The sequence below is a fragment of the Robiginitalea rubriflava genome, assembly GCF_052540725.1.
This window is the reverse complement of the sequence record NZ_CP199309.1, coordinates 3,141,070-3,166,506: the sequence shown is the minus strand read 5'-3', so window position 1 is coordinate 3,166,506 and position 25,437 is coordinate 3,141,070. Positions and strand designations below refer to the sequence as shown.

Below are 25,437 nucleotides of genomic sequence, written 5' to 3'. Positions count from 1 at the left end.
GCTTATTCTTCTATCACCATTTCTTCCCTTACTTCTATCTCCTTCTCAGGGCCGTAAGGAATTTCAATTTGGATTTCGGTCCCGTTCCCGGGGCTGCTTATCAGTTTCCATTTTCCTTTCAGGCTTTCAACCCTTGAGCTGATGTTTTTCTGCCCGATACCTTTTTTCTTTATTTCTTTGCGGAATCCGACCCCGTCGTCTTTTACACAGATGCAAAGATAGTCCTGCCGTTGCTCCATGGTAATCGTAACCAGGGAGGCTTTGGCATGTTTGATTACATTCTGAAGGCATTCCTGCAGGATACGGTACAGATTGATCTTTACTTCCCCACCAAGGCCGTCCCAGTCCGTGTCGTTGTCGTATTCAAAATGGTACTTCAGTCCTGCCGGATCGCAGACCTCCCTCACCATTTCCTCTATGGAAATTACAAAATTATGAAATTGCTGGTATGCGGCATCGCTCAGTTGATGGCTGATAGTCCGGATTTCCTCCTGTACGTTTTTCAGTTTTTCCAGGGCTTCAGCCCTCATTTTGATGGATGCTTCGTCTTCGCGTCCATTGAGCCCCAGTAAAACCATTCGGATTCCGTTCATGGCCCCCAGCACCCCGTCGTGCAATTCTTCTGATATTTGTTTTTGTACGGCACTTTTCCCTTCCTCGATTTTTTCATTCTGGGATAAAAGCAGTGTAAAGATTTCCTGGTTGGTGGCCTGTTGCTGCTGTTCAAAGCGGAGTTTCTGGTTGCGGATGCGCTGGTAAATGATCACAATTAAGGAGATACCCAGCAGCATAACGCCCAGTGCGACCCCGGCATACAATTGTTGCCGTTCCGTTAACAGTTGGGCCTGGTCTTTATACTCCTGTGTCTGGAAACGGATCCGTCCGAATTTATTGCGCTGTTGTCGTTCATCCTTCATAATTTTTTCAGACAGCTCTGCATAGGCCTGCATGTATTCTGTGGCCTGATCAGGGTGGATGCGGGCGGCAAGGGTATAAAGTTCCAGTAAGCGGTCATTGTCTCCTCCTTGCTGCGCATAGCTAAGGCCATCATCCAGATAGGCTGCTGCCCTGGCGGTATCCTTTTGGGCCAACCAGTATTCGGCCAGGTAATAGCTAACGGATGCCAGGGAGACTACTTTCCCTTGTTGCTTTCGAAGTTCAAGAGCTTCCGTATACCTGGTGAGGGCATCTTCCATATCCCCCTGTTCAAATAATACCTTACCTAAATTGGTAAGCGTACGGGCATAAGAATCCGGGTTGTTTTCTTTTAATACCCCATCAGAAAGGGAGCTTTCAAAATACTTTTGGGCACTGCGATAATCGCCAATTTCCCGATATACGTTCCCGCGATTATTAGCCAATATGTTTCTTTTTGTTCCCGGATCTACAAGCTTATCTAGATAATTCTCTGCCCTGTCGTAATAATCTAAAGCCTGTTCGTAATCCCCCATATCCTTGGCGATGATTCCAAGTTGGTTAAAGCCATGGAACAGATTTATTGTATCCTGGATTTTTTCAAAATCCCGGACCCCTCCCAGGGCACTGGTTTCGGCTCCAATATGATCTTTCGCCCAGTTTTGTTGCTTGGCCATAGCCTGGTGCATACGGCCGGATCCATACCAGTCTCCGAGGGCCTGGAAATAATCCCGGGATTCGGCAAAATAATAGAAGGCGCTATCCCTTAGGTTCCGATCCTCCATAAAAATCCCTAAGTCCCAGGCGGTATTGGCCAGGAGTAGGGTGTCTTTTTCTGCAAATCCACGGGCGCGAACCCCGTTATTAATCCTTCTGAAAATGGCAGAATCCAGTTGTTTCATTGATATATAGGACAATTCCGTTAGGAATTCAGAACGCACGGAAGGGTTGCTGATAGTGTCCGAATACTGCAGGGTTCGAAGCGCAAGCCTGGCTTTGGTCTCCTTAGACACTTCTTCATTTTTTAGGCTGTCCAGCTGTGCCTGCAGCCCCGGATAATCCTGTACCGAGGGTACTACCTCTTTCAGGTTGTTGGCAAGAAGGATAAAAAGAAGAAGGGCCAGGTATTTCATTATGGATACAATGCGATTCTAGAATCAAAATAACAAAAAAGCCCTGAATACATTATCCAGGGCTGCTTTATTTTTAATAAAGTCTGTTCTGTTTAATTCCCTCCTTTATCTGTACTAGCACTTTCATCATCATCATTGGCCTGCAGTTCTATATCATAAAGGGCTTCTGTCTCATCCAGAGAAGTTTCTGCCTCACAGGAAGCCATTCCAAGTACCATCAAACAAATTGCTGCAAAACTTACTACTTTTTTCATAGTTGTATTATTTAGGAGTTAGATTATATTTTCTGTCACCAAAATACTACAGCCCTGAGCTTGGTCGTATAGAAAACAGGCTCCTTTTAGCAGATGGCTGCTTTCTGAGAGTAAATGGCCGGGTTTTGAGAGAATTCGGTTATTTGCCCGAATGCAGGGAATTTTGGCTGAGCTTTTGCTTTAGGGTATCCACCACAGGTTTGTAGGAACGGGAGAAGGGGATTTCGGTTTTTACAATCCGCAGGCTCAGTCGATTTTTGCCATAATTGATGCGGGAGATATAATCCTGGTTCAGGATATAGCTCTGGTGGATGCGGACGAAATTTTCGGGTAGTTTTTCCTCGAAACATTTCAGGGTTTTGTAGGCGCTGATGCGGCTGCCGTCTTTCATAATGAAGTCGGTAGTATTATTATCTGCCTTGAGATAGAGAATATCGTTGGTATTCAGGTACTGGTAATCTTTGTAAGACTGCAGGCAGAGGGTAGGGGTAGCAGTAGTTTTTGGAAAGCGTTTCTTGAGCTTTAGGAGGGTTTTACGGATGTCGAATTCATTAAAAGGCATCAGCCAGTAATCAAAGAACTGATTTTTCAGGGCCTCGTAGGCATAATCCGTGCAGGCGGCAATCCCGATCACCAGGGGTTGTTCTTCCAGGTACTGGTACAAATCCCGCACCATTTCAAAACAGTGCCGTGCCTGTTGTTCCAGGTTGAGGATTACCAGGTCTGGCTTGAATTTTAGGATGCTGTTGAGGCCGTCATCAACAGATGCATCCTGGGACACACACATAAAATCCCCATACTCCTCAAGAAAGTGCTGCAATTGCAAATTTGAGGTAGCGCTGGAATCGATTATGCTATAGGTATATTCCACCCAATATGATTTCTACAGCAAATTAGTCATAGTTAGATAGTTAGCATTATGTAAAAACCATAGTTCTTCTATGGTTTGACATAAAATACAAGGATTTTTTACAATCTAATAGGAAAAATAAACAGAAAGTGTAAGAAAAATAATATAATAATTAAAAACCCGCATAATAGTCTGTTTTTCAGACATAAAAAAGCTGTTCCATTTTATCCGGCATCCTTGCGGGTTTCAGGCTGTTGCTATTTAGCAGGCACCATACCGTTTCACAACTGGCAACAGGCTTGTTGTTTTCAGACAGGGCAAATTCCACGATACGTTTAGATAGGGCTCCCCTGGCCTCTGTTACATAGGTGGTGATTTGCAGTTTCTCTCCCTTCAGGGCGGGCCTGAAATATTCGATGTGGTGGCTTCGGACTACCCAGAAAAAAGTGTCTTTCCAGGCACCTGCGGAAAGCAACTCCCAATGCGTTTCAGAAATTTCCTGTACCCATTTGAGGTAGCGGATATTGTTGACGTGTTCCAGCGCGTCCAAATCTTCTGCCTGTACCTCCACAGTTTTTTGAAAGCGCTTCATCAGTTTTTCTTTTCAATTCGGACTTCGAATAGCTTATCCCATCGCTTGCCCGTTACAAAGAAGGTTTTACGTTCAGGGTGGTAGGCCACCCCATTTAGGACATCCAGCTCCGGATGCTGGGTAACCTTGTTTTTAAGGCCTGCAAAATTAACAACACCTTCAATGGCACCACTGGCAGCATCTATGATCATCATACTTTCCCGCTGCCAGACATTGGCATAAATTTTTCCATCCACGTATTCCAGTTCGTTTGCCTTGTTGAAAACAGAGCTGTTTGTAACCGTTTCGATATGCCCGGTTTCACTATAGGTCTGCGGGTCCAGTATCCAGATCTTCTGGCTGCCATCGCTTTTGTAAATCCGTGTCCCATCATGACATAACCCCCATCCCTCTTTGCTTTCCCCATAGGCAAAACTACCCAGTCTTTCGAGGGTTTTGCGGTTGTAGATAAACCCCGTTTTACTTTTCCAGGTGAGCATCAGGATCCGGTCATCCAAAATAGTTATCCCTTCCCCGAAATACTGTTTTTCCAGATCTGCCTGTTGCAGAATTTTCCCTGTTCTGAAATCTACTTTGCGCAGGCTGGAAGCGCCGTTTTGGCCAGTGCTTTCGTACAGGGTGTCCTGGTAGAATTCGAGGCCCTGTGTAAAGGCCTTGCGGTCATGCGGGAAGGTATTTATAATTTTAAAGGTATATAGCTCCGGGGCCTTGCTTGCAAGCAGGATAATTTCCCTTGAAATTTCAATGGTTTCCCCCTCGCAGAAAATTTTGGCGCTCAGGGTTTTTTCTCCTAGGGTTTGGGCAGTCAGGGAGAGGCGTCCCTGATCTTCCTTCAGTGGAATTTGATCCAGAAAATAAGCCACCGAGTCAATTTCCTTTTCAGAGCTGTTGCGTATGCTAACCCCCGTGCTTTCCCCGTTCTGGAAAGATTTTCCGGAGGTGTCGAATTTGATGGCAAATTGCCGGGAGGGATCCTCATCTCCGCATGCCAGAAAAAGCAGTATAAACAGCAGGGAGGAACCGATCTTCCAAAAACTCATGTTTCCCGTTCTTTTAGATATTAAAACAAACCCAGATTGCAGCTATAATTTTAGCGGGCAGCGCTAAATTAAGCATGTAAATCCATTGGCCCAAAATTAAAAAGAATGTATATTTGCATTCGGCAAGTCCTACACGACCAGCTCCTGCAGAATCCCCCAGGGCGGGAACGCAGCAAGGGTATGCGGTCGTAGCGGTGCGATGTAGGTAGCTTGCCGTTTTTTTATGCCCAATAATGAGCCTTTATCATTGAATTCGGGCAGGTAAATCCGACTAAGAAAGCCGTGTTTTTTGTTTCTTTGCAGCTATGGAATCTCAAAAGGTAGTTTTGATAACCGGAGGGTCTTCCGGTTTGGGTAAGACAACGGGTATTTATCTGGCAAACAAAGGTTTTAGGGTGTACGGTACCAGCAGGAAGCCCTCCAGCTATCCTGATTTTAATCACTTCCCCTTACTGGAAATGGATGTTCGCAAATCCGATTCCATTGCGAGTGCTTTGAATTCCCTGATTGCGGCTGAAGGACGGATTGATGTTCTGATCAACAACGCAGGGGTAGGGATTACAGGGCCTCTGGAAGAAACCCCGGAAGAAGCCATTGCGGACAATTTTGAAGTCAATTTCTACGGTCCGTTACGCGTAATCCGGGAAACCCTGCCAAAGATGCGGGCAATGAATTCTGGCTTTATCATCAACATCACTTCTATAGCCGCCTATATGGGATTGCCCTACAGGGGTATTTATTCAGCAAGTAAAAGCGCTCTGGAGATCAGTACAGAGGCTTATCGAATGGAACTGAAAGGGAGCGGCATTCATATGTGTACCCTGGCCCCTGGCGATTATGCCACCAATATTGCTTCAGGACGCTACCACACCCCGGTTAAGGTGGGTTCTCCTTATGCAGAATCTTACGGAAAAACACTGGATTTGATAAATGCCCATGTAGACTCTGGCAAAAACCCGGAAGAGGTGGCAGAAAAGATATACAGCATCCTTATGAAAAGCAATCCATCTGTGCACTACACGGTAGGAAGCCCCATGCAGCGTTTCTCCCTGATCCTCAAGCGGATTATGCCGGATAAACTCTATGAACGTCTCTTGTTAAACCATTATAAATTGTAGTTTTGTAGCAGGGCAGTAGTTGCCCCCTAAAAACTCAAATTCAAATAGCATTTATGAAATTTTTTATCGATACGGCCAATCTGGATCAAATTCGCGAGGCACAGGAACTCGGCGTCTTAGACGGGGTTACCACCAACCCTTCCCTGATGGCCAAAGAAGGAATCACAGGAAGGAACAATATCCTGAAACACTACGTAGATATTTGTGAAATTGTAAGCGGAGATGTTTCTGCGGAAGTCATAGCAACTACGTTTAAGGAAATGGTCAAGGAAGGTGAGGAACTTGCCGAATTACATGAACAGATTGTTGTAAAGGTGCCCATGATACGGGATGGGGTAAAGGCCCTGAAGTACTTTTCCGACCACGGCATACGCACGAACTGTACCCTGGTATTCTCACCCGGGCAGGCATTATTGGCCGCAAAAGCCGGAGCCACCTATGTGTCTCCTTTTCTCGGAAGGCTTGATGATATCTCAACAGACGGGCTTAATCTGATTGCAGAAATCAGGCACATCTATGATAATTACGACTTTGAAACGCAAATCCTTGCCGCTTCTATAAGACATACCATGCACGTAATTGATTGTGCTAAACTGGGCGCAGATGTCATGACTGGTCCGCTCTCATCGATCGAAGGGCTATTGAATCACCCGCTTACCGATATCGGACTCGAAAAATTCCTTGCAGACTACCGCAAAGGCAATAATTGAGATTCGGAAGTATTTGATGAAGCCCGGTTTCCTGTCAGGGGGATCGGGTTTTTTTATGGGCTGTAGTTCTTAAAAGGAAGTATTCAGGTTTGCGAAACCATCAACTATACGCCCGTTCCGGACAATGATCACCTTATAGGGGTTGTTAACCACCAGGCGGTGGGTGAGCGTATTGTAGTCTTTTGCCCAGAACTGGTTTTCAGGATTCAGGCCATAGGATTTTAATTGGGTTTCCCACTGTTCCTTTCCTGTGCGAATACAAATTCCGACAAAGCGGTGGTCTTTGTGAATTTTTTCCAGGTCCCGAACCCGTTTTGTAATATTTTTCAGGTGTCTGGGTTGGGGCCCTGTCCAGAAGTAGAAAACCACCTCTTCGTTCTTACTAATATCCTTTAAAGAAATTTCCTCTCCAAGTGAATTGTAAAGATTCAGATCGGGCAACTCGTTATCAGGTCGTAAGCTGCGTATTCCTTCGCTAAGATCATTGATTTCCTGCAAGTGCCGGTTGTTGCCGGATAGGCTGTGAAAATCCTCCATAAAAAGGGCGTAATTCTCATCCGAGTCGTTTTTCAGCAGGTAGTCAAAAGCGACAGTGCGAAAAAGGTTATCCCTCAGGGTTTCCTGTTTTACAAGGCTGTCAATAAGTTTTAATTGGTGCCTGTTAAAATGCAACTGGTTTGAAATAGTCCCCTGCATATCGGAACAGCTTTTCCGGCATCCCATATATGCCAGGTTTCCGATATGATACTTCATAAACTCGTAATACGGACGTAAATAGGTAAGCTGCGGATTGTTGTAAGAAATGCTATTGCGATAGTCATAAAAATCTTCGGGCAGGCTGTGAAGCGTTTTATCGGCCGACTCCTTCTTATGCCAGAACGGATAGCTTTCACGGTAAAAATAAGATCGGTAAAGAATACTGGCCTTTACCATTTCATAGGCCGGTTCAGAAACAGCGTTTTCATCCTGAAGCTGGTTCAGCTCATTTAATTGTTTGTCAACCAGCGAATCCATCTTATTAGCGAACAACTCTGGTTCCAATTGGATAAATGAACTTTTGATGACATCATCCTCCCTTTCGCGCTCCAGGTAGAGGTTAATCATAAAGTTGTTTACAACCTCGCCGGTGCCCGAATAGGTAAGGGATTCGTCAAAGGCCATTGTATTCAATCGTAGTTGGATACTATCCCCCTTTTCTAGATATACGTATTGGTATTCAGGATCGTGGGAAAAATTGTAGAGTCCGTCTTCAAGGGAATCCAATCGGAATTCAAAACGGTTTTGTGCATTCAGGGGAACGGAATCTATAACTTCCTCGCCTTTGAACAGTTTTACGTGCCGGGCCGTAGGATTAACGATTTCCCCTGCCAGGTAAGTGGCCGACCTTGGCTCTTCCCTGTTTTCACAGGCGCAAAACGTAATAATGAGGATAGCGAGTAAAAGTCTATACATATATTCTTAACTGCATGAACGCTGAACAAAGCTAAATAAAGGTGGGAATGCACCCTGTTAACGCCTAGTTAAAAAACCCTTAAAGCCTCCCGAAAACCCCTGTATTTAACGTCTTCTTTTGATAGTGACAACGTTTTATTTTGTTTACTTTTGCAAAAATTTAAAAATCAGTACATGTTATCTGTTTCCAATTTATCTGTCCAATTCGGTAAAAGAGTCCTTTTTGATGAAGTACAGGTTACCTTTACCTCAGGAAATTGCTATGGCGTAATAGGGGCTAACGGTGCCGGAAAATCAACTTTCTTAAAAATCCTATCCGGTGAAATGGATCCAACCTCCGGGCAGGTGCACCTGGAGCCGGGGAAACGGATGTCTGTTCTGCAGCAGGATCACAACGCCCACGATTCCCATACCGTGCTGGAGACAGTGCTCAGGGGAAATAAACCGCTGTTTGATATCAAAACAGAGATGGATGCCCTCTATGCAGATTACGATGACGCCAATGCTGATCGTATTGGAGAACTGCAGGTTGCTTTTGAAGAAATGGATGGCTGGAATGCTGACAGCGACGCGGCAGCGCTGCTCTCAAACCTCGGGATTTCAGAAGATCTGCACTATACCCTCATGTCTGAAATGGAGGCCAAATTAAAGGTCCGCGTTTTGCTTGCCCAGGCCCTGTTTGGAAATCCGGATGTACTGGTAATGGACGAGCCTACCAACGATTTGGATTATGATACCATACAATGGCTTGAAAATTTCCTCGCAGACTACGAGAATCTTGTAATTGTGGTTTCGCACGACCGTCATTTCCTCGATGCGGTATGTACCCATATTGCCGATATCGATTTTGGCAAACTCAACCTCTACAGTGGAAACTATTCTTTTTGGTATGAAAGCAGTCAGCTTGCTGCACGGCAGCGGGCCCAACAGAACCGAAAGGCAGAGGAAAAGGCCAAAGAACTTCAGGAGTTTATACAGCGTTTTAGCGCCAACGTAGCCAAGAGCAAGCAGGCCACCTCACGTAAAAAAATGCTTGAAAAATTAAAGGTGGAGGATATCAAACCCTCAAGCAGGAGGTACCCTGCCATAATTTTTGAAAGGGAGCGGGAGGCCGGCGATCAGATCCTGAATCTGGAAAGCCTGGGTGCGCGCAGCGAAGACGGAGACTGGTTGTTTCGCAAGGGCAACCTGAATCTGGCAAAAGGGGATAAGGTAGCGCTGATTTCCAGGGATTCCCGTGCCACTACTGCTTTTTACGAAATAATCAGTGGCAACCGAAAGCCCGATGAAGGCTCCTTCCAATGGGGGGTAACAACCTCAACTTCTTATCTGCCATCAGATAACAGTTCGTTTTTTGAAGAGGATATAAATCTGGTAGACTGGTTGCGGCAATGGGCCAAAACACAGGAAGAAAAGGAAGAAGTAAACCTGAGAGGGTTTTTGGGAAAAATGTTATTTAGCGGCGAAGAGGCCCTCAAAAAATGTACAGTACTTTCCGGAGGTGAAAAAGTCCGTTGCATGCTCAGTCGTATGATGCTGCTGCGGGCCAATGTTTTGTTGCTCGATGAACCCACGAACCACCTGGACCTGGAGAGTATTACGGCTTTCAACAATTCCTTAAAGCAATTCAAGGGGACAGTTATTTTCACAACCCATGACCATCAGTTTGCTCAAACTGTCGCCAACAGAATAGTGGAACTAACCCCCAGCTATACCATTGACCGCTATCTGAGCTTTGACGATTATATGTCTGATTCCGCCATACGCGAACAACGGGATAAGTGTTATAGCGTAACAGTCTGAGGGTATTGTTTTAAAACATTCGTGCAGGGTGCTTCCACTGCAGGGATCCCAGAAGCAGCCTCATTTTTGCAATGAGAGGCTCTTTAGAGATTCAGGCATTAAAATATTTGCTGTTCCATATGGCCGGATTAAAATTCTTGCCCATGGCAAATCCATAATAAATCACAACGGCTGCAATGGATTTGAACATAAAGAAGAAAATAATCCAGAATTCCGTACCGCTGTTGTTCTTTGAGAACAGGCCGGAGGGAACCAGAAAGGTGGCCAGCAGGCTTACAAAAAGCACCAGTAAACTTAGATTGATGATGTTTTTGAACGGCCAGACCAGCAATTTTCTAAGTGGATGCAGGTCATTTCCCCATTTGTGTACCAGGTAGAAATAGTCATTTCCCATGGGCACGAATAATAAGGGATCATCTTTATCTGCCAATTTAAAGAGCTTCGAAGGGGCGATGATTTTAAAATTTTCCAGCTGGGTTTCATGCACTGCTTCTATTTCAGCAATGGCCTGATGCGCTTCCTCTGGTAGCTCCGGCTTAAAATATTTCAGGTCAAGGAAACGCAGTCTGTAGTCAATACATATCTGTCGGATATGCCTCATATGATAAATACGGGAAGTATCCAGCTGGTCGAAGTCAAAACTGTTTACAGGGACTGATTTCTCGGCTGCCTGCACAGCGCCGGCTTCCGTTTCTGTAAGCGAGGCCTCCTTAATGGCATGGGCTTGCAGCAATTCCTGAAGGGCTACTTCCTGGAATTTAGTCTCTTGCAAAGCAGACAGTCTTTGCTCAATATCGGTTCTTTTCAACATTAATTTCTTTTTTAGCAATGTTCAAAAATAAAGAATGAGTGCCCTCAAGTCAACTCTCTGGCGGAACTTATGAATGTTAAATAAAAGTTAATATTCATTTCATGGTTTATCTAAAGATCTGATAATAGTCCAAATTGCGTATATTGTCGATGAAAGTTTGCCGTTTATCGATAGTTGCTTTCAACCCCAAAGTGAATTTACCTATGAAATTATCAGGCTTATTATGCTTGGTGACGTCCATTTTTGTCGTCTCATTCAGCAGCGCACAGGCTTCCAGCCAGCCGGCCTTGGATTTAGTTCAAACCGCTTCCTTCCAGAACACAAAACAGTCTGCAACCTACAGGAACTTATTTAATATTGCAGCAGCAACAGACATAATGGAAATGCTCAAAGACAAAGGGAGCTTTACTGTATTTGCGCCTTCAGACGAGGCTTTTGGACGACTTAATCCCTCACAGATCCGGGAGCTATTAAAGCCAGAGAATAAGAAAACCCTGAAATCACTGTTATCCTATCATATAGTAGCGGGGGAGCTCACTGCCTCAAGAATTCTGAAAGCCATGTGCCGGGGCGGGGGAGTGGCCAGGCTAACTACCATACAGGGAGAAGAATTGCTGGCCAGCATGCAGGGAACGGATATAGTGCTTTGGGACTGCTCTGGAAATACCGCAAGGATTATAAATGCCGATTCCAACAGGGACAACCTGATCTTCCATCAGATAGATAGCCTTGTTATGCCACAGGCGGTGAGTTTACCTTAATTCTGCACCCAATTCTTTTTCAAATTGCTTTTGCAGCCTGTTCATGACGGCATCGATCTGCTTGTCGGTAAGCGTCTTTTTACGGTCCAGTAAACTAAAGCTCACCGCATAGGATTTCTTCCCATCCGGCAGGGAACTTCCGGTATAAACATCAAATAACTGTACGTCTTGCAGGAATTTACGTTCCGCTTTCAGAGCCAGTTTGTGTATGGCTTCAAAGGAAATATGATCGTCCAGCAACAGGGCGAAATCCCTTTTTACTTCAGGATATTTTGGGATTTCGGTAAAGGTAAATTCAGCGCTACCTGCCAGGGTTATCAATTCATCCCAGTTGAGCGAGGCAAATAAAACAGCTTGTTTAATATCGAAGGCTTTGCATATGCCCGTTTTCACCAAACCGAATTCTGCCACATTTTTTCCACCATAGACCAGGCTAAGGGCTTCAGAAAAGCGATCATCTGTTAGCGGGATTTCATTGCATTCGGTCAGCCCAAGCCGATGCAGGATGGAAATCACCACAGATTTCAGGTAAAAGAAGCCCATGGGAAGGCCTTTGGCAGTCCAGTGGTCCCTGTGTGTATTACCACTGATGAGCAGGGAAAGCCTGTTTTCTTCAATACGATTATTTTCCCGGTAATGGTATACTTTGCCGAATTCGAAAAAACGTAAATCCTGCTGCTTTCGGTTCAGGTTATGGGCAACGGCCTCCAGGCCGTTGCTCAGCATATCCATCCGCATAGCCGATAATTCCTGACTGAGCGGGTTCAGCAACCGGATCTCTTCACTCCCTTCTTTCGACAGCAATTGATGATAAGCCGGGTTTGTAAGACTATTGCCCAAAATTTCATAAAAACCCTGTGCCGCCAGTTGGTCTCCTATTTTATCCTGTATCCTGTGGTTTTCAGGTTTCAGGGGAGGGGCAATAGAAGCAGTAAACTTATCATTATTGGGGATGTTGTTGTAGCCATAAACCCTTAAAATCTCTTCGATTACATCAACTTCCCGCTGAACGTCTACACGGTAAAATGGAATTTCCAGACCCAGGCCGGATTCCGTGACGCTTTTCACACGGATATCCAGGGAAGCGAGTATGGATTTAATAGTATCCCTGGGGATTTCCTGACCAATAAGGCCATTTATTTTATCAAATGTCAGGAACACATTATGGTCCTGCATCTTGTTGGGGTATAAATCCACGATGTCCGAACAGATATCCCCGCCGGCAATATCCCGGATAAGCAGGGCTGCCCTAACCAGCGCGTATTCAACATTATTTATATCGATTCCCCTTTCAAAGCGAAAGGAAGCATCTGTATTGAGCCCGTGCCTTTTTGCTGTTTTCCGAATGCTTACAGGGTCGAAATAGGCGCTTTCAAGAAAGATGGAACGCGTATTTTCGGTAACCCCCGTATTAATACCACCGAAAACCCCGGCTATACACATCGGCTTTTCACCGTCGCAAATCATGAGGTCTTCTTCGTGAAGGCTGCGTTCTTCCCCGTCAAGGGTCATGAACTTAGTACCCGCTGCAACGGTTTTGACAATGATCTTTTTTCCGAAGATCCTGTCTGCATCAAAAGCATGTAAGGGCTGCCCCAACTCGTGTAATACATAGTTGGTGGCATCCACTATGTTATTGATGGGTTTTAAGCCAATGGCCCGGAGCCGGTTTTTAAGCCAGTCAGGAGAGGGTTGTACAATTAAATTACCAATGGTTATCCCGCAGTAGCGTGGAGCCAGGTCTGTACGTTCCACATCAACATCAATACGCAGAGAACGGTTGTCTACATTAAAACTGCTAATGGATGGAGTGATGAGTTCTTTGGAAATTTCTCGTTGTTTCAGGCCTGCTCTTAAATCTCTTGCCACCCCAAAATGACTCATTGCGTCGGCCCGGTTAGGGGTAAGCCCAATTTCAAATACTTCGTCCGCTTCTACTTCAAATATTTCACTGCAGGGAGTCCCTGCCGGGATATTGTTATCCAGGACCATTATTCCGTCGTGACTTTCGCCCAGGCCTAATTCATCTTCTGCACAAATCATGCCCTGGCTGAGCTCTCCCCGGATTTTACCTTTTTTAATCTTCCATGGATTTCCCTCGGCATCGTAAAGGGTGGTGCCAATGGTTGCTACAGGCACCTTCTGGCCTTTTGCCACATTGGGGGCACCACAGACAATCTGGACGGTTTCAGAATCGGACAGGGCTACCTCACAAAGCTTGAGCTTATCTGCATTCGGATGCTTAATGCATTTGGTTACCTCGCCAACTACAACTCCCTGCAAACCTCCTTTAACTGATTCAAAGTGGCTGATCCCTTCTACCTCCAATCCCAGATCGGTAAGCAGTTCAGCGGTTTGCTTTGCATCCCAGTCTATTTCTAAAAATTGCCGAAGCCAGTTATAGGAGATTTTCATTCCTCTGATTTAAGCCACCAAAGATAAGCGTTTGTATTAAGATTTCCATAAGGCGCCATACTTGCATGGAAGTATAAAAAACCCCCGAAATGCTTCCGGGGGTTCTCCAGGGTAATTCAAAAGCGGGAATTAAATGATCGTTGATTTTCCCAGCCCGATATTTTCTTTATTCAGGCCCCTGTAATCGTCCTCATCGGAAATATGACTGGCGATAAAATGCCCTACATCGTCAGTTCCATATTTGCTTTTTGGATTCAAATCTGGCGTGACCAACCCCTTCTTAAGCGCCTTGTTTACGGCATTAACCACTGCAATGGCTTCTTCCTTCAGGTTAAAGTGATCCAGCAACATGGCGGCCGATAATATGGATGCGATCGGATTGGCGATATTTTTACCGGTTGCCTGCGGATAGGAGCCGTGGATGGGCTCAAACATGGCATTTTCCGTTCCTACTGAGGCCGAGGGCAAAAGACCTATTGATCCGCCAATAACACTGCCTTCATCCGAAAGAATGTCCCCAAACATGTTTTCGGTAAGAATCACGTCGAACTGGCTGGGGTTCAAAATAAGCTGCATGGCCGCATTGTCCACAAATAGATAATTGAGGGTTACCTCCGGATAGCTTTCCGATATTTTAGTGACTACTTTCCTCCACAACCTGGAAGATTCCAATACATTGGCCTTGTCTACAAGGGTTAGCTTTTGCCTGCGGCTTTTAGCTGCTTTAAAGGCCAGGTGAGCAATCCGGCTAATTTCGGACTCATGGTATTCACAGAGATCCGAAGCGGTAGTTCCGTCTTCACTCCATTTCTTTTCGCCGAAATAAATACCTCCAGTCAATTCGCGATAAATAACAAAATCGGTACCACTGACAATTTCTTTTCGAAGGGGTGATTTATCGAGAAGGGTAGGGAATACTTTTACGGGACGTATGTTGCTGAACAGCCCCAGTTCTTTTCGAAGCCTCAACAGTCCCTGCTCCGGACGGACCTTAGCTCCAGGATCATTATCGTATTTGGGATCCCCTATGGCGCCGAATAAAACGGCATCAGCACGCTTACAAAGGTTCAGGGTTGTTTCGGGTAAAGGATCTCCGGTTTTTTCAATGGCAATAGCTCCGACCAATGCCTCACTAAAGGTAAAGGTATGGCCGAAGTGTTCTTCTACGGCCTGAAGGCAGGCAACTGCCTGTGCTGCAACTTCCGGCCCGATTCCATCGCCGGGCAATAAGGCTATTTTTAATTTCATTAAGCGAGACTTTCTATGTTTATATCTGCGGCAACCACGATGGCGTGAATATCCTCGTCCACAATTTCCTTTTTGCGATCTGCAAACTTGAGGAATTCATCATATACCGTATCCAACTGGAGTTTGGTAAGTTCGTATCCTACTTTTTTTGCACGGTAAGCAAGCGCTGCTCTCCCGCTACGGGCCGTAAGGACAATGGAGGATTCAGTAACCCCTACGTCTTCCGGATTGATTATTTCATAAGTCTCACGCTTTTTGATAACCCCGTCCTGGTGTATTCCGGAACTGTGGGCAAAAGCATTGGAGCCAACAATGGCTTTATTGGGCTGCACAGGCATTCCCATCTTGCTGGAGACCATTTGGCTGGTGTCATAAAGCAGTTTACTATTGATATCTGTATCCAGGTTCAGATAAGGATGCTGCCTCAGGATCATGACCACTTCTTCCAGGGAGGTATTTCCGGCTCTTTCGCCTATCCCGTTAATGGTACATTCTATCTGCCGGGCGCCGTTTATAACCCCGGCTATGGAATTTGCAGTAGCGAGGCCCAGGTCATTATGGCAATGACAGGAGAGAATGGCCTTATCAATTCCGGTAACGTTTTCACGCAGGTATTTCATTTTTGCGCCGTATTCCTCGGGCAGGCAATACCCCGTAGTGTCGGGTATATTCAGAACCGTGGCTCCGGCCTTTATAACCGCTTCACAAACCCTGGCCAAAAACTCATTATCGGTCCTTCCCGCATCCTCTGCGTAGAATTCCACATCTTCAACAAATGATTTGGCGTATTTAACGGCTTCTACGGCCCTTTCCAGGACTTGCTCCTGCGTGGCTTTGAACTTGTATTTTATATGAGACTCAGAAGTACCGATCCCTGTATGGATCCTGGGGCGTTTGGCATGCTTGATCGCTTCCGCAGCTACTTCAATATCCTTGCGAACGGCCCGGGTCAAACCACAGACTGTTGCGTTTTTGACAATTTCGGCAATTTCAGAAACAGATTTAAAATCACCAGGGCTTGAAATCGGGAACCCAGCCTCAATCACATCCACTCCCAGCTGGTCCAGGCGTTCAGCAATAACCAGCTTCTGCTCAGTGTCCAGTTTACAGCCCGGAACCTGTTCTCCATCCCTCAGGGTAGTGTCAAATATATATACCTTGTCTTTACTCATTATAATTACTTACTTTTATTCACCCGTACGAATATAAAGGGAGCCGCACAAAAGCCTGCGGCCTAAAAGGAGCATTTACAACGTTTACGAGGTTTTCGACATCTTTAAGTGATTGATTGCCAGGTTTATAATACTATTTTTTTACGATGACTAGCACCCATAAAGATGCGTTGTTTGTATTGGTCAAATCACTCTCCAAATCCGAGAAAAGACAATTTAAGCTTTACGTAGGCCGGTTGGGGGTTAATGTGGATGCCAAATTTCTGGCACTTTTCAACCTGATGGATAAGCTTAAGGGCTATGACGAAGAGGCCATTCTGCAGAGCGGGATTGTAAAAAAATCACAGCTTTCAAATCTGAAAGCCCATTTATACAAGCAAATCCTTATTAGCCTGAGGCTTAACCCCGTTAACCAAAACATAAGGGTTCAGATTCGGGAACAACTCGATTTTGCAACTATTTTATATCAAAAGGGACTGTACAAACAAAGCCTGAAGATCCTGGATAAGGTGAAATACCTTGCCATTGAGAATGAAGAAAAAAATATTGCCTATGAGATTGTGGAGCTCGAGAAAATTATTGAAACCCAGTACATAACCAGGAGCATCCCGGACCGCGCCAGTGAACTTACCTCCCAATCCGAAAGGCTGTCGGAGCAAAATGCCATCACCAGTAAACTCTCAAACCTTTCCCTGCAGCTTTACAGCATGATGCTAAAAATGGGCTATGTCCGCAACGATGAGGATTTCCGAAAGGTCACGGATTATTTTGACAGTCATTTGCCGGAGATCCCGATGAAATTAATGGGTTTCAGGGAAAAACTGTGGCTGTACAAAGCACATTTATGGTATAGTTTTCTGACGCAGGATTTTCTCTCCTCCTATAAATATTCCAGCAAATGGGTAGATCTGTTCAACGAGCAGCCCGACATGATTCTGCTCAACCCTGTCTTTTACCTTAAAGGGAACAACTACTTGCTGGAATCCTTGTTTTATGTAAAGTACGCCAGTCAGTTTCGCGCTACCCTGGACCGGCTGGAAGCCGTGGTTTCCGGAAAAGACTTTCCGCGCAATGACAATCTTGCCTCTCTTGCATTCCTGTATGTCAATACCAATAAACTCAACCTTCATTTTCTGGAGGGGACTTTTGAGAAAGGCCTCTATCTCGTAAAGATTGTAGAGTTCGGGATTAACAAACACAGGTCCAGGCTAGACGAGCATCACATAATGATCTTTTATTACAAAATCGCCTGTTTGTATTTCGGGGTTGGCGACCACAAAATGTGTATACAGTATCTGAAAAAAATCATTCAGAACAGAAACCTGAAAATGCGCGAAGACCTGATGTGTTTTGCACGGGTGCTGAGTCTGGTAGCCCATTTTGAGGCGGGAATGGACTACCATCTGGAAGTACAGCTAAAAAGCACTTATAAATTCCTGCTCAAGATGAATGAACTGCACGGTGTACAGCGAGAAATGATCACCTTCCTGCGCAAAATTGGTTCCATCTACCCCAATGAGCTTAAGGCAGCTTTTCAGGAACTCTATGAACGCCTGAAGGCCTTTGAGGACCACCCATACGAAAAAAGGGCTTTTCTTTACCTGGATATTCTCTCCTGGCTGGAGAGCCATCTGCAATCCAGGCCCGTAGCCGAGATCATTCGGGAAAAGGCACAGGCCATCAGGCGCTGAAGAAAATTGATTAATCTGTGGAACAGGCATTCCAGAGTGCCTCCTCGGGTAAAGGGGCGATCACTTCCACCGGGCTTTTACTGACCGGATGTATAAAGGAAAGCTTTCGCGAGTGCAGGTGAATCCCTCCATCTGCATTGGAGCGTGAAAAACCGTATTTAAGGTCTCCTTTTATGGGAAGGCCAATGGCGGCCAGCTGCGAGCGGATCTGATGATGCCTCCCAGTTTCCAATTGTATTTCCAGCAAATAGTAATTATCCAGTTGCTGTATCAAACGATAGTTAAGGATGGCTTTTTTTCGCGATTTGCCTTCTGTATCAAAGGCATAGGACTTATTTTGCTTCGGGTTGCGCTCCATGTAATGTACCAGGCGGTCTGCCTCCATGGGCGGTTTTTCCGAGACCAGCGCCCAGTAGGTTTTCTCTACCTCTTTGGTCGCAAACAAGCGGTTCATACGGCTTAGGGCTTTGGAAGTTTTTGCAAAAAGGACTGCCCCGCTGGTAGGCCGGTCAAGACGGTGTATCACCCCCAGATAGGCATCTCCCGGCTTATTGTATTTCTCTTTGAGGAATTCCTTGACCACTTCGGATAAGGGCAGGTCTCCGGTTTTGTCTCCCTGCACGATATCCCCAACCCTTTTGTTGACCGCGATCAGGTGGTTGTCTTCGTAAAGGACCTGCAGGTTATCTGGCCGGCTGTGCTCAATTCTCGTTTTCAAACGCTGGGATTAATACTGCTCAGAGGTGCTTGGAAAATCCCTGGATTTGACATCCGCAACATACTGCCCTATGGCATTTCCCATATCTTCATAGAGGTTCATATACCGCCTGAGGAAGCGGGGGTTAAACTCATGTGTCATTCCCAGCAGGTCATGGATAACGAGCACCTGCCCGTCTGCATCCACTCCGGCGCCAATCCCGATAGTAGGGATGGTAAGCTCTTCAGAAACATTGCGCGTGAGCGCAGCAGGTATTTTCTCCAGGACCAGTGCAAAACACCCCAGCCTTTCAAGCAAAAGGGCATCTTCCAGGAGTTTTTCGGCTTCCTCCTCCTCCCGGGCACGGACTGTGTAGGTTCCGAATTTATAGATGCTTTGCGGGGTTAGTCCGAGGTGGCCCATTACGGGAATCCCCGCATTCAGTATCCGTTTGACAGATTCTTTTATTTCCACTCCTCCTTCCATCTTCACGGCATGTGCCCCGCTTTCTTTCATAATGCGGATAGCGGAACGCAATGCTTCCTTTGGGTCGCTCTGATAACTGCCGAAGGGGAGGTCTACTACAACCAGGGCCCGGCTTACCGCACGAATTACAGAGGAAGCATGGTAAATCATCTGATCCAGAGTGATTGGCAGGGTGGTTTCGTGCCCGGCCATGGTATTGCTGGCAGAATCCCCAACGAGGATAACGTCTATCATGGCGGCATCCACAATTTTGGCCATGGAATAATCGTAGGCAGTGAGCATGGATATTTTCTCACCCTGTTGCTTCATTTCGATCAGGGATTTAACCGTGACGCGTTTGTATTGTTTCTTTGCGGTAGACATTTAGCCGAAATTTTATACCTCCAAATGTAAGCATTTTTCACAGCCTTTTTTTGTGGGAAATGCCATATGCCTCAGCATGAGCAGCCGCTGTTTTTTCAATTGGGTAAAATTGAATTACATTTAGTAAGACCAAAAAAGGCATTATGAAAAAATACTTTGCAGCCTGTAGCCTTGTTGTATTCTGCCTGTTCCCCGGGAAAACCCTCGCCCAGTCCGGAGCGGATTACGAAGCAGTGAAGGCAGTTATAGACCAGTTTTTTGAAGGTTTTCACAAAAGGGATACCGCTATGATGCGATCCGTACTTGCTGAAAAAGTTCTTTTGCAGACTATCGGGAAATCCCCGGATGGAGCCACACAGCTCAGGACTGAAAATATGAATGCATTTGTTCAGTCCATAGGTTCAATCCCGGATTCCGTGCAGATCGAGGAAAAATTACTCGATTATTCAATTCATTCTGATGGTCTGATGGCCAATGCCTGGACTCCCTACGAATTCTATCTGAGGGGTACCTTCAGCCATTGCGGGGTTAATTCATTTCAATTGTATCACGACGGGAATGCCTGGAAAATTATCTACCTGGTAGATACGCGCAAACGAAAAGGATGTGATTTAAACTAAATAGCAGGCAGTCTTAACAATCGCTGAGGTTTACCCCAACTGCCAGGCCTCCTTCTGAGGTTTCCTTATACTTGGAGTTCATGTCTTTGGCCGTTTCCCACATGGTTTGTACTACCTTGTCAAAAGGCACTTTGGCACTGCCCGCATCCGAATCCATTGCGAGCTCGGCAGCATTGATGGCCTTTATAGCACCCATGGAGTTCCTTTCAATACAGGGTACCTGCACCAGGCCACCAATAGGATCACAGGTAAGCCCCAAATGATGCTCCATTGCTATTTCGGCAGCCATGAGCACCTGTTCCGGACTTCCCCCCATCAATTCCGTGAGGGCACCGGCAGCCATAGCAGAAGATACGCCTATTTCTGCCTGGCACCCTCCCATGGCGGCAGATATAGTAGCCCCTTTCTTAAACAGGCTTCCGATCTCAGAAGCCACCAACAAAAACCTGCGGATTTCATCGAAACGAGCCTCGTGGTTCTCAATGACCAGGTAATACATAAGCACTGCCGGGATAACTCCTGCGCTGCCATTGGTGGGAGCCGTAACGATACGGCCCAGGGAAGCGTTAACCTCGTTTACACTCAGGGCAAAACAACTCACCCATTTCAGGATTTGCCGGAACTTCACCTCTGTCTGACGAATGGATTTCAGCCAGTCTTCCTGTCCGTTGTAAGGCAGTTCCCCTTTGAGGTTTTCGTACATGTCGGGCGCCCTCCTTTTCACCTGCAAGCCTCCGGGCAGGGTTCCGCGCGTATGACACCCTATATAGATGCTTTCCAGCATGGTATCCCAAATACGTTGTATCCCCGCATCGATCTCTTCAGAACTCCTGAGTGACAACTCGTTATCCAGAACGATACTGGAGATGGGTTTGCCTTCCTGCTGGCAGTAGTGCAGCAATTCTTTCCCGCTATGGGCCGGGTATGGAAAAGCGTTAAAGGCCCTGGTTTTCTTTTTGGAATTGACCCTTTCTTTCTGTACCACAAAACCTCCCCCAATGGAATAAAAGGTTTCACTGAGGTCTTTATCATCTGTAAATTGCGCTTCAAAAGTAAGCCCGTTGGCATGGAAGGAAAGGAACTTCCTTCTGAAAAGTAAATCTTCCGCCGGGTCAAAGGGGATGCTTATACGGCCTCCTAAGAGTAATTTTTTCTGTTCCTGAATCTTACGGATGGTCTGCGGAACGTTTTCTACAGGGATGGTTTCGGGGTCTGCCCCGCTCAGCCCCATCAATATGGCCAGATCGGTGGCGTGCCCTTTTCCTGTCAGGGAGAGTGATCCGTAGACCTTCACTTTTAGTTGTTTTACGGATTCCAGTCTCCCGCTGCGCTCCAGGAGTGCTACAAACTTTTCGGCGGCCCGCCAGGGACCCAGGGTGTGGGAACTGGAGGGACCCACTCCAATTTTAAGCATGTCGAAAACACTGATACATTCCATAGTTCGCAAACGGAAATTTAATTAGGGCTAAGGTACAATTCCAGCCAGGGATTCCCACTATCAAATTTAAAATATACAGGTATAAATCCATTCCTTTTCCCTTACCGCCAAACACTTTTAATGAAAAATTAATGACACTATGTCAGGTTTCAGGCAATGGCATATTGTTTGACATTAGGTAACCGATTGAAATCGAACACTAACAATAATTCAAACATAATGAGTAAAATAATTGGAATAGACTTAGGAACCACGAACTCCTGCGTTTCCGTTATGGAAGGAAACGAGCCAGTGGTTATTCCTAATGCCGAAGGGAAACGAACTACTCCTTCTGTTATCGCCTTTGTTGAAGGGGGTGAGATTAAGGTAGGAGACCCTGCCAAACGACAGGCGGTTACCAACCCGAATAAGACCATTTACTCCATTAAGCGATTTATGGGGAATAAATATTCTGAATCCAAAACTGAGGCAGAACGTGTTCCTTATAAGGTTGTAAAGGGAGATAACGATACCCCGAGGGTAGATATTGACGGGCGTTTGTATACTCCACAGGAATTATCGGCCATGATCCTTCAGAAAATGAAGAAAACAGCTGAGGATTACCTGGGACAAACCGTTAGCAGTGCTGTAATTACGGTTCCTGCTTACTTTAACGACTCCCAGCGTCAGGCTACCAAGGAAGCAGGTGAAATTGCCGGCCTCAAGGTAGAGCGTATCATCAACGAACCAACTGCTGCCTCTCTGGCATACGGTTTGGACAAGAAAAGCACAGATCAGAAGATTGTGGTTTTTGACTTTGGTGGTGGTACTCATGACGTCTCTATTCTTGAATTGGGTGACGGGGTCTTTGAAGTACTTTCAACCGATGGAGATACACACCTTGGAGGAGATGATGTAGACCAGAAAATCATTGACTGGCTTGCAGCAGAATTCAATAAGGATGAGGGGATAGACCTCAGGAAAGATGCCATGGCGCTGCAACGCCTGCGGGAAGCTGCTGAAAAAGCCAAAATTGAGCTTTCTTCATCTTCCACCACGGAGATCAACCTCCCCTATGTTACGGCAACAGCTTCAGGACCCAAGCACCTGGTGCGCAGCCTGTCGCGATCCAAATTCGAACAACTGATTGAGGATCTGGTTAAGCGTACCATTGAACCTTGTTCTGCAGCGCTAAAGGCGGCCGGGCTTTCAAAAAGCGATATAGACGAAATCATACTGGTAGGTGGTTCTACCCGGATTCCTGCTGTACAGGAGGCTGTGGAGAAATTCTTTGGTAAAAAACCCTCAAAAGGAGTGAACCCGGATGAAGTGGTAGCTATTGGTGCAGCCATTCAGGGAGGGGTACTAACCGGAGATGTAAAAGATGTTCTCTTGCTGGATGTAACTCCCCTGTCCCTCGGTATAGAAACCATGGGAGGAGTGATGACCAAGTTGATAGATTCCAACACTACTATCCCTACCAAGAAATCACAGATATTTTCAACGGCTGCGGACAACCAGCCATCCGTTGAAATCCATGTGCTTCAGGGAGAAAGGCCGATGGCGGCAGATAACAAGACCATTGGAAGGTTCCACCTGGATGGAATCCCACCTGCCCCAAGAGGAACGCCTCAGATTGAGGTAACCTTTGATATAGATGCAAACGGTATCATTAAAGTTTCTGCAACGGACAAAGCCACTGGAAAATCACAGGATATCCGTATAGAAGCTTCTTCAGGGCTTACTGAAGAAGAAATCAAGCGGATGAAAGCAGAGGCCGAAGCAAATGCAGAGGCAGACAAACAGGCCAAAGAACAGGCAGACAAGCTCAATGAGGCAGACAGCATGATCTTTCAGACTGAGAAACAACTCAGTGAATTCGGAGATAAATTGTCCGAAGACAAAAAGAAGCCTATTGAGGATGCCCTTGAAGAACTTAAAAAGGCCTATGAAGGAAAAGACCTTGCTGTTATACAGCCGGCCCTTGATAAGATCAATGAAGCCTGGAAAGTGGCTTCAGAAGAGATGTACAAGGCACAGGCAGAAGCCCAGCAGGGCGGTCCGCAGAATGGCCAGGATACTGCCTCTTCAGGAGAGCCCAAAGAAGGCGACAATGTTGAAGATGTAGATTTCGAGGAAGTTAAATAAGTAAACCGTTACGTTTCGGTTAAGCAAAAAGGGGTGGAATAATTCCACCCCTTTTTATTTTGGTACACCTTTTGTTTCCGACCTAAGGGCAGATCGTTTAATTTTACAATATGAAACATAAGTACGTGTTCCTTTTATTGGTTTGCTTGCTTCCCTATAGCCCTTTAAAGGCACAATTACCGGAATCATTCACACTTTCGGATTTTGAACTCAGGGGGCCTGTAAAAAAATGTGTTGTGCAAACCGCCTATGGGGAGGAGACTTTTGAATTCGACAAGAAAGGTCGTCTGCAAAAATCGCTGACCCGTTACAATGAGGGGGATTACGATATAACCTATTATCGCTTTCAGGACGGATTTTTAAAGGAGCGCCGCGATGAGGTATATCGCAATGGCGAATTTGAAGACCAGACATCCATAGCCCATATTTACGAGCGGGATACTTCTGAAAATAAAAGGCTGACAGAAAAAATCATTTCGTATGACAAGGCCTTTCAGGAACGTATCGATTATTTTTTTGGTGCAGCCGGCAAACTACAGCGGATTGTTCGCAGTCGGGAGGAAGGCACTGATGAGACCACGCTTACCTATGAAATATATAAAGACGAGGAGACCACCAGTTATTTTCAAAACGGGCAGCTGCAAAAATCAATAAGGGTATCGGTCAAACCCAAAAACGGCAAAAGCGAGAAAATAGAATTACAAAAGGAATACGATGCCGGACAACCCGTAAAGGCCCAGGAAAGCCGTCTGGATTCAGGGGGACGTCTGCTCAGTCGGGTATATTTTGAATTCGATTCCCTTAAAAATGCCTTCAAACCCCTTAAAACCCTATCCATTAGTTACAATACGGAAGGTCTTACTGAAACGGAAACAACTACCTTCGCTTCAGAGGAAGGTTCCAAACCAGAGAAGCGGGAAGCAGAAGTTCGGAAATTTATTTACCAGATGGATGGGCAGGAAACTCCGAACTGGATCCGAAAGATTATCCAGCCTGAAAATAGCGTGGAAAGGCGTAAAATAGAATATTTCCAAAAAGAGGAACCTGAACCTGAACCGCCAAAGAATTAAGAAAAGGCAGCCCTGAGGCATTATCAGGAGATCAGTTCGGCCAACATTTCCCTGCTTATTTCATGGCCCCCGCTAAAGTTTTTAATTTGCAGGCGCTCTCCGAATAAAAGGTGCAGATGCTTTTTTAGTTTTTCTGTGTCGAGGCCAGCTATATACGGATCATTTTCACCATAAACATACTGTACTTTTACCCCTTCAGGAAGGTAACTAAATGCATCCGGGTTTAATTCTTCCGGAACCCTGCCGGCCCATAATATCAACTGGCTGCAGCGAATTTTACGGGAAACCATCCATCGGCTTAAAATTGAGACCCCTTGTGAATACCCCATTAAAATGAGTTCAGGGGTTTGCGCAAGCCCTTCCTGCTCCCAGAGCTGGTCCAGGTAATGGAGCAGGTTTTGCATTTGCAATTGCGTCTGTTCCCGCGTAAGCCAGCAAGCCCCAACGTGTTTATAGGAATCATTCAGGTAATACAGGGAAGGGGCCTGGGGAGCCAGAATGAAGTTTTCGGCCGGGGGGAGGTCCCTGAAATATTTTAAAAAATATCGCGAGAGATATCCGATTCCATGGAAAACCACCCAGGTGCGCAGCGTTTGGTCTGTACGCTCGTTGAGGACTGAATAGCTATTTGTTGTTTTATAAGTCAGTTGCTTTTCCATAGGACAGGGCGC

Annotated in this window: 22 protein-coding genes and 1 other RNA gene; 9 read left to right on the top strand and 14 right to left on the bottom strand. The window is 45.8% G+C overall.

The features are described 5' to 3' along the window. Positions 1-2: 2 nt before the first annotated feature. The 5 genes from ACT6NU_RS14325 to ACT6NU_RS14305 form a co-directional block, all read right to left on the bottom strand. Positions 3-2,048 (bottom strand): tetratricopeptide repeat-containing sensor histidine kinase, encoded by a 2,046-nt coding sequence (locus ACT6NU_RS14325; protein ID WP_445382360.1) that lies wholly within the window; start codon positions 2,046-2,048, stop codon positions 3-5. Positions 2,049-2,140: 92 nt separating this feature from the next. Next, positions 2,141-2,302 carry a hypothetical protein gene (locus tag ACT6NU_RS14320; RefSeq protein WP_445382359.1) on the bottom strand — a complete coding sequence of 54 codons (162 nt, stop codon included), beginning with the start codon at positions 2,300-2,302 and terminating at the stop codon, positions 2,141-2,143. 139 nt (positions 2,303-2,441) lie between these two features. Beyond that, a complete protein-coding gene (locus ACT6NU_RS14315; protein WP_445382358.1) occupies positions 2,442-3,173 on the bottom strand; it encodes a LytR/AlgR family response regulator transcription factor in 732 nt (243 codons plus the stop codon). 178 nt (positions 3,174-3,351) lie between these two features. Next, complete coding sequence (locus ACT6NU_RS14310; protein ID WP_445382357.1) at positions 3,352-3,744, bottom strand: acyl-CoA thioesterase; 393 nt, start codon at positions 3,742-3,744, stop codon at positions 3,352-3,354. Further along, positions 3,744-4,784, bottom strand: a complete 1,041-nt coding sequence (locus tag ACT6NU_RS14305; RefSeq protein WP_445382356.1) for a glutaminyl-peptide cyclotransferase — start codon at positions 4,782-4,784, stop codon at positions 3,744-3,746. Before ACT6NU_RS14305 ends, ACT6NU_RS14310 begins: the two co-directional genes overlap by 1 nt. 120 nt (positions 4,785-4,904) lie before the next feature. Here ACT6NU_RS14305 and ffs point away from each other — a divergent pair. From ffs to fsa, 3 genes are all read left to right on the top strand, one after another. Then, positions 4,905-5,003, top strand: an RNA gene (gene ffs, locus ACT6NU_RS14300) — signal recognition particle sRNA small type. An 86-nt stretch (positions 5,004-5,089) separates the two neighbouring features. Next, a complete protein-coding gene (locus tag ACT6NU_RS14295) occupies positions 5,090-5,902 on the top strand; it encodes an SDR family oxidoreductase (protein ID WP_445382355.1) in 813 nt (270 codons plus the stop codon). Positions 5,903-5,955: 53 nt separating this feature from the next. Then, positions 5,956-6,612 (top strand): fructose-6-phosphate aldolase, encoded by a 657-nt coding sequence (gene fsa, locus ACT6NU_RS14290; RefSeq protein ID WP_445382354.1) that lies wholly within the window; start codon positions 5,956-5,958, stop codon positions 6,610-6,612. Positions 6,613-6,681: 69 nt separating this feature from the next. On the opposite strand, the gene ACT6NU_RS14285 is transcribed toward fsa, so the two are convergent. After that, on the bottom strand, positions 6,682-8,064 hold the full coding sequence (locus ACT6NU_RS14285) for a TlpA family protein disulfide reductase (protein WP_445382353.1): 1,383 nt from the start codon (positions 8,062-8,064) through the stop codon (positions 6,682-6,684). A 174-nt stretch (positions 8,065-8,238) separates the two neighbouring features. Here ACT6NU_RS14285 and ACT6NU_RS14280 point away from each other — a divergent pair, with 174 nt between their 5' ends. Further along, entirely contained in the window at positions 8,239-9,867 is a 1,629-nt protein-coding gene (locus ACT6NU_RS14280) for an ABC-F family ATP-binding cassette domain-containing protein (RefSeq protein ID WP_445382352.1), read from the top strand. A gap of 91 nt (positions 9,868-9,958) precedes the next feature. On the opposite strand, the gene ACT6NU_RS14275 is transcribed toward ACT6NU_RS14280, so the two are convergent. Continuing rightward, positions 9,959-10,678, bottom strand: a complete 720-nt coding sequence (locus tag ACT6NU_RS14275) for a hypothetical protein (RefSeq protein WP_445382351.1) — start codon at positions 10,676-10,678, stop codon at positions 9,959-9,961. 287 nt (positions 10,679-10,965) lie between these two features. On the opposite strand from ACT6NU_RS14275, the gene ACT6NU_RS14270 reads away from it, so the two are divergent. Next, the gene (locus ACT6NU_RS14270) at positions 10,966-11,439 is read left to right on the top strand and encodes a fasciclin domain-containing protein (protein WP_445382350.1); all 474 of its coding nucleotides are present in this window, start codon (positions 10,966-10,968) and stop codon (positions 11,437-11,439) included. Here the strand turns inward: ACT6NU_RS14270 and pheT are convergent. The 3 genes from pheT to ACT6NU_RS14255 form a co-directional block, all read right to left on the bottom strand. Further along, entirely contained in the window at positions 11,431-13,854 is a 2,424-nt protein-coding gene (pheT, locus tag ACT6NU_RS14265) for a phenylalanine--tRNA ligase subunit beta (protein WP_445382349.1), read from the bottom strand. The genes ACT6NU_RS14270 and pheT overlap by 9 nt on opposite strands. A gap of 129 nt (positions 13,855-13,983) precedes the next feature. Next, positions 13,984-15,102: a 3-isopropylmalate dehydrogenase gene (gene leuB / locus ACT6NU_RS14260; protein ID WP_445382348.1), complete on the bottom strand. Its 1,119-nt coding sequence runs from the start codon at positions 15,100-15,102 to the stop codon at positions 13,984-13,986. Beyond that, positions 15,102-16,274 (bottom strand): 2-isopropylmalate synthase, encoded by a 1,173-nt coding sequence (locus ACT6NU_RS14255; RefSeq protein WP_445382347.1) that lies wholly within the window; start codon positions 16,272-16,274, stop codon positions 15,102-15,104. Before ACT6NU_RS14255 ends, leuB begins: the two co-directional genes overlap by 1 nt. A gap of 146 nt (positions 16,275-16,420) precedes the next feature. Between ACT6NU_RS14255 and ACT6NU_RS14250 the strand changes: the two genes are divergently transcribed. Beyond that, on the top strand, positions 16,421-17,965 hold the full coding sequence (locus tag ACT6NU_RS14250; RefSeq protein WP_445382346.1) for a hypothetical protein: 1,545 nt from the start codon (positions 16,421-16,423) through the stop codon (positions 17,963-17,965). Between the two features lie 10 nt (positions 17,966-17,975). Here the strand turns inward: ACT6NU_RS14250 and ACT6NU_RS14245 are convergent, their stop codons facing one another. Further along, positions 17,976-18,683, bottom strand: coding sequence for an RluA family pseudouridine synthase (locus ACT6NU_RS14245; RefSeq protein WP_445382345.1), 708 nt, complete (start codon positions 18,681-18,683; stop codon positions 17,976-17,978). A 9-nt stretch (positions 18,684-18,692) separates the two neighbouring features. Next, entirely contained in the window at positions 18,693-19,511 is an 819-nt protein-coding gene (panB, locus tag ACT6NU_RS14240; protein WP_445382344.1) for a 3-methyl-2-oxobutanoate hydroxymethyltransferase, read from the bottom strand. A gap of 143 nt (positions 19,512-19,654) precedes the next feature. On the opposite strand from panB, the gene ACT6NU_RS14235 reads away from it, so the two are divergent. After that, positions 19,655-20,131, top strand: coding sequence for a nuclear transport factor 2 family protein (locus ACT6NU_RS14235; protein ID WP_445382343.1), 477 nt, complete (start codon positions 19,655-19,657; stop codon positions 20,129-20,131). Positions 20,132-20,144: 13 nt separating this feature from the next. On the opposite strand, the gene ACT6NU_RS14230 is transcribed toward ACT6NU_RS14235, so the two are convergent. Beyond that, positions 20,145-21,569 carry an L-serine ammonia-lyase gene (locus ACT6NU_RS14230; protein ID WP_445382342.1) on the bottom strand — a complete coding sequence of 475 codons (1,425 nt, stop codon included), beginning with the start codon at positions 21,567-21,569 and terminating at the stop codon, positions 20,145-20,147. Positions 21,570-21,788: 219 nt separating this feature from the next. On the opposite strand from ACT6NU_RS14230, the gene dnaK reads away from it, so the two are divergent. Continuing rightward, complete coding sequence (gene dnaK, locus ACT6NU_RS14225; RefSeq protein ID WP_445382341.1) at positions 21,789-23,696, top strand: molecular chaperone DnaK; 1,908 nt, start codon at positions 21,789-21,791, stop codon at positions 23,694-23,696. A gap of 110 nt (positions 23,697-23,806) precedes the next feature. Next, the gene (locus ACT6NU_RS14220) at positions 23,807-24,766 is read left to right on the top strand and encodes a hypothetical protein (RefSeq protein ID WP_445382340.1); all 960 of its coding nucleotides are present in this window, start codon (positions 23,807-23,809) and stop codon (positions 24,764-24,766) included. Between the two features lie 23 nt (positions 24,767-24,789). Here ACT6NU_RS14220 and ACT6NU_RS14215 read toward each other — a convergent pair whose 3' ends face one another. Next, on the bottom strand, positions 24,790-25,425 hold the full coding sequence (locus tag ACT6NU_RS14215) for an alpha/beta hydrolase (protein ID WP_445382339.1): 636 nt from the start codon (positions 25,423-25,425) through the stop codon (positions 24,790-24,792). Positions 25,426-25,437 lie beyond the last annotated feature (12 nt).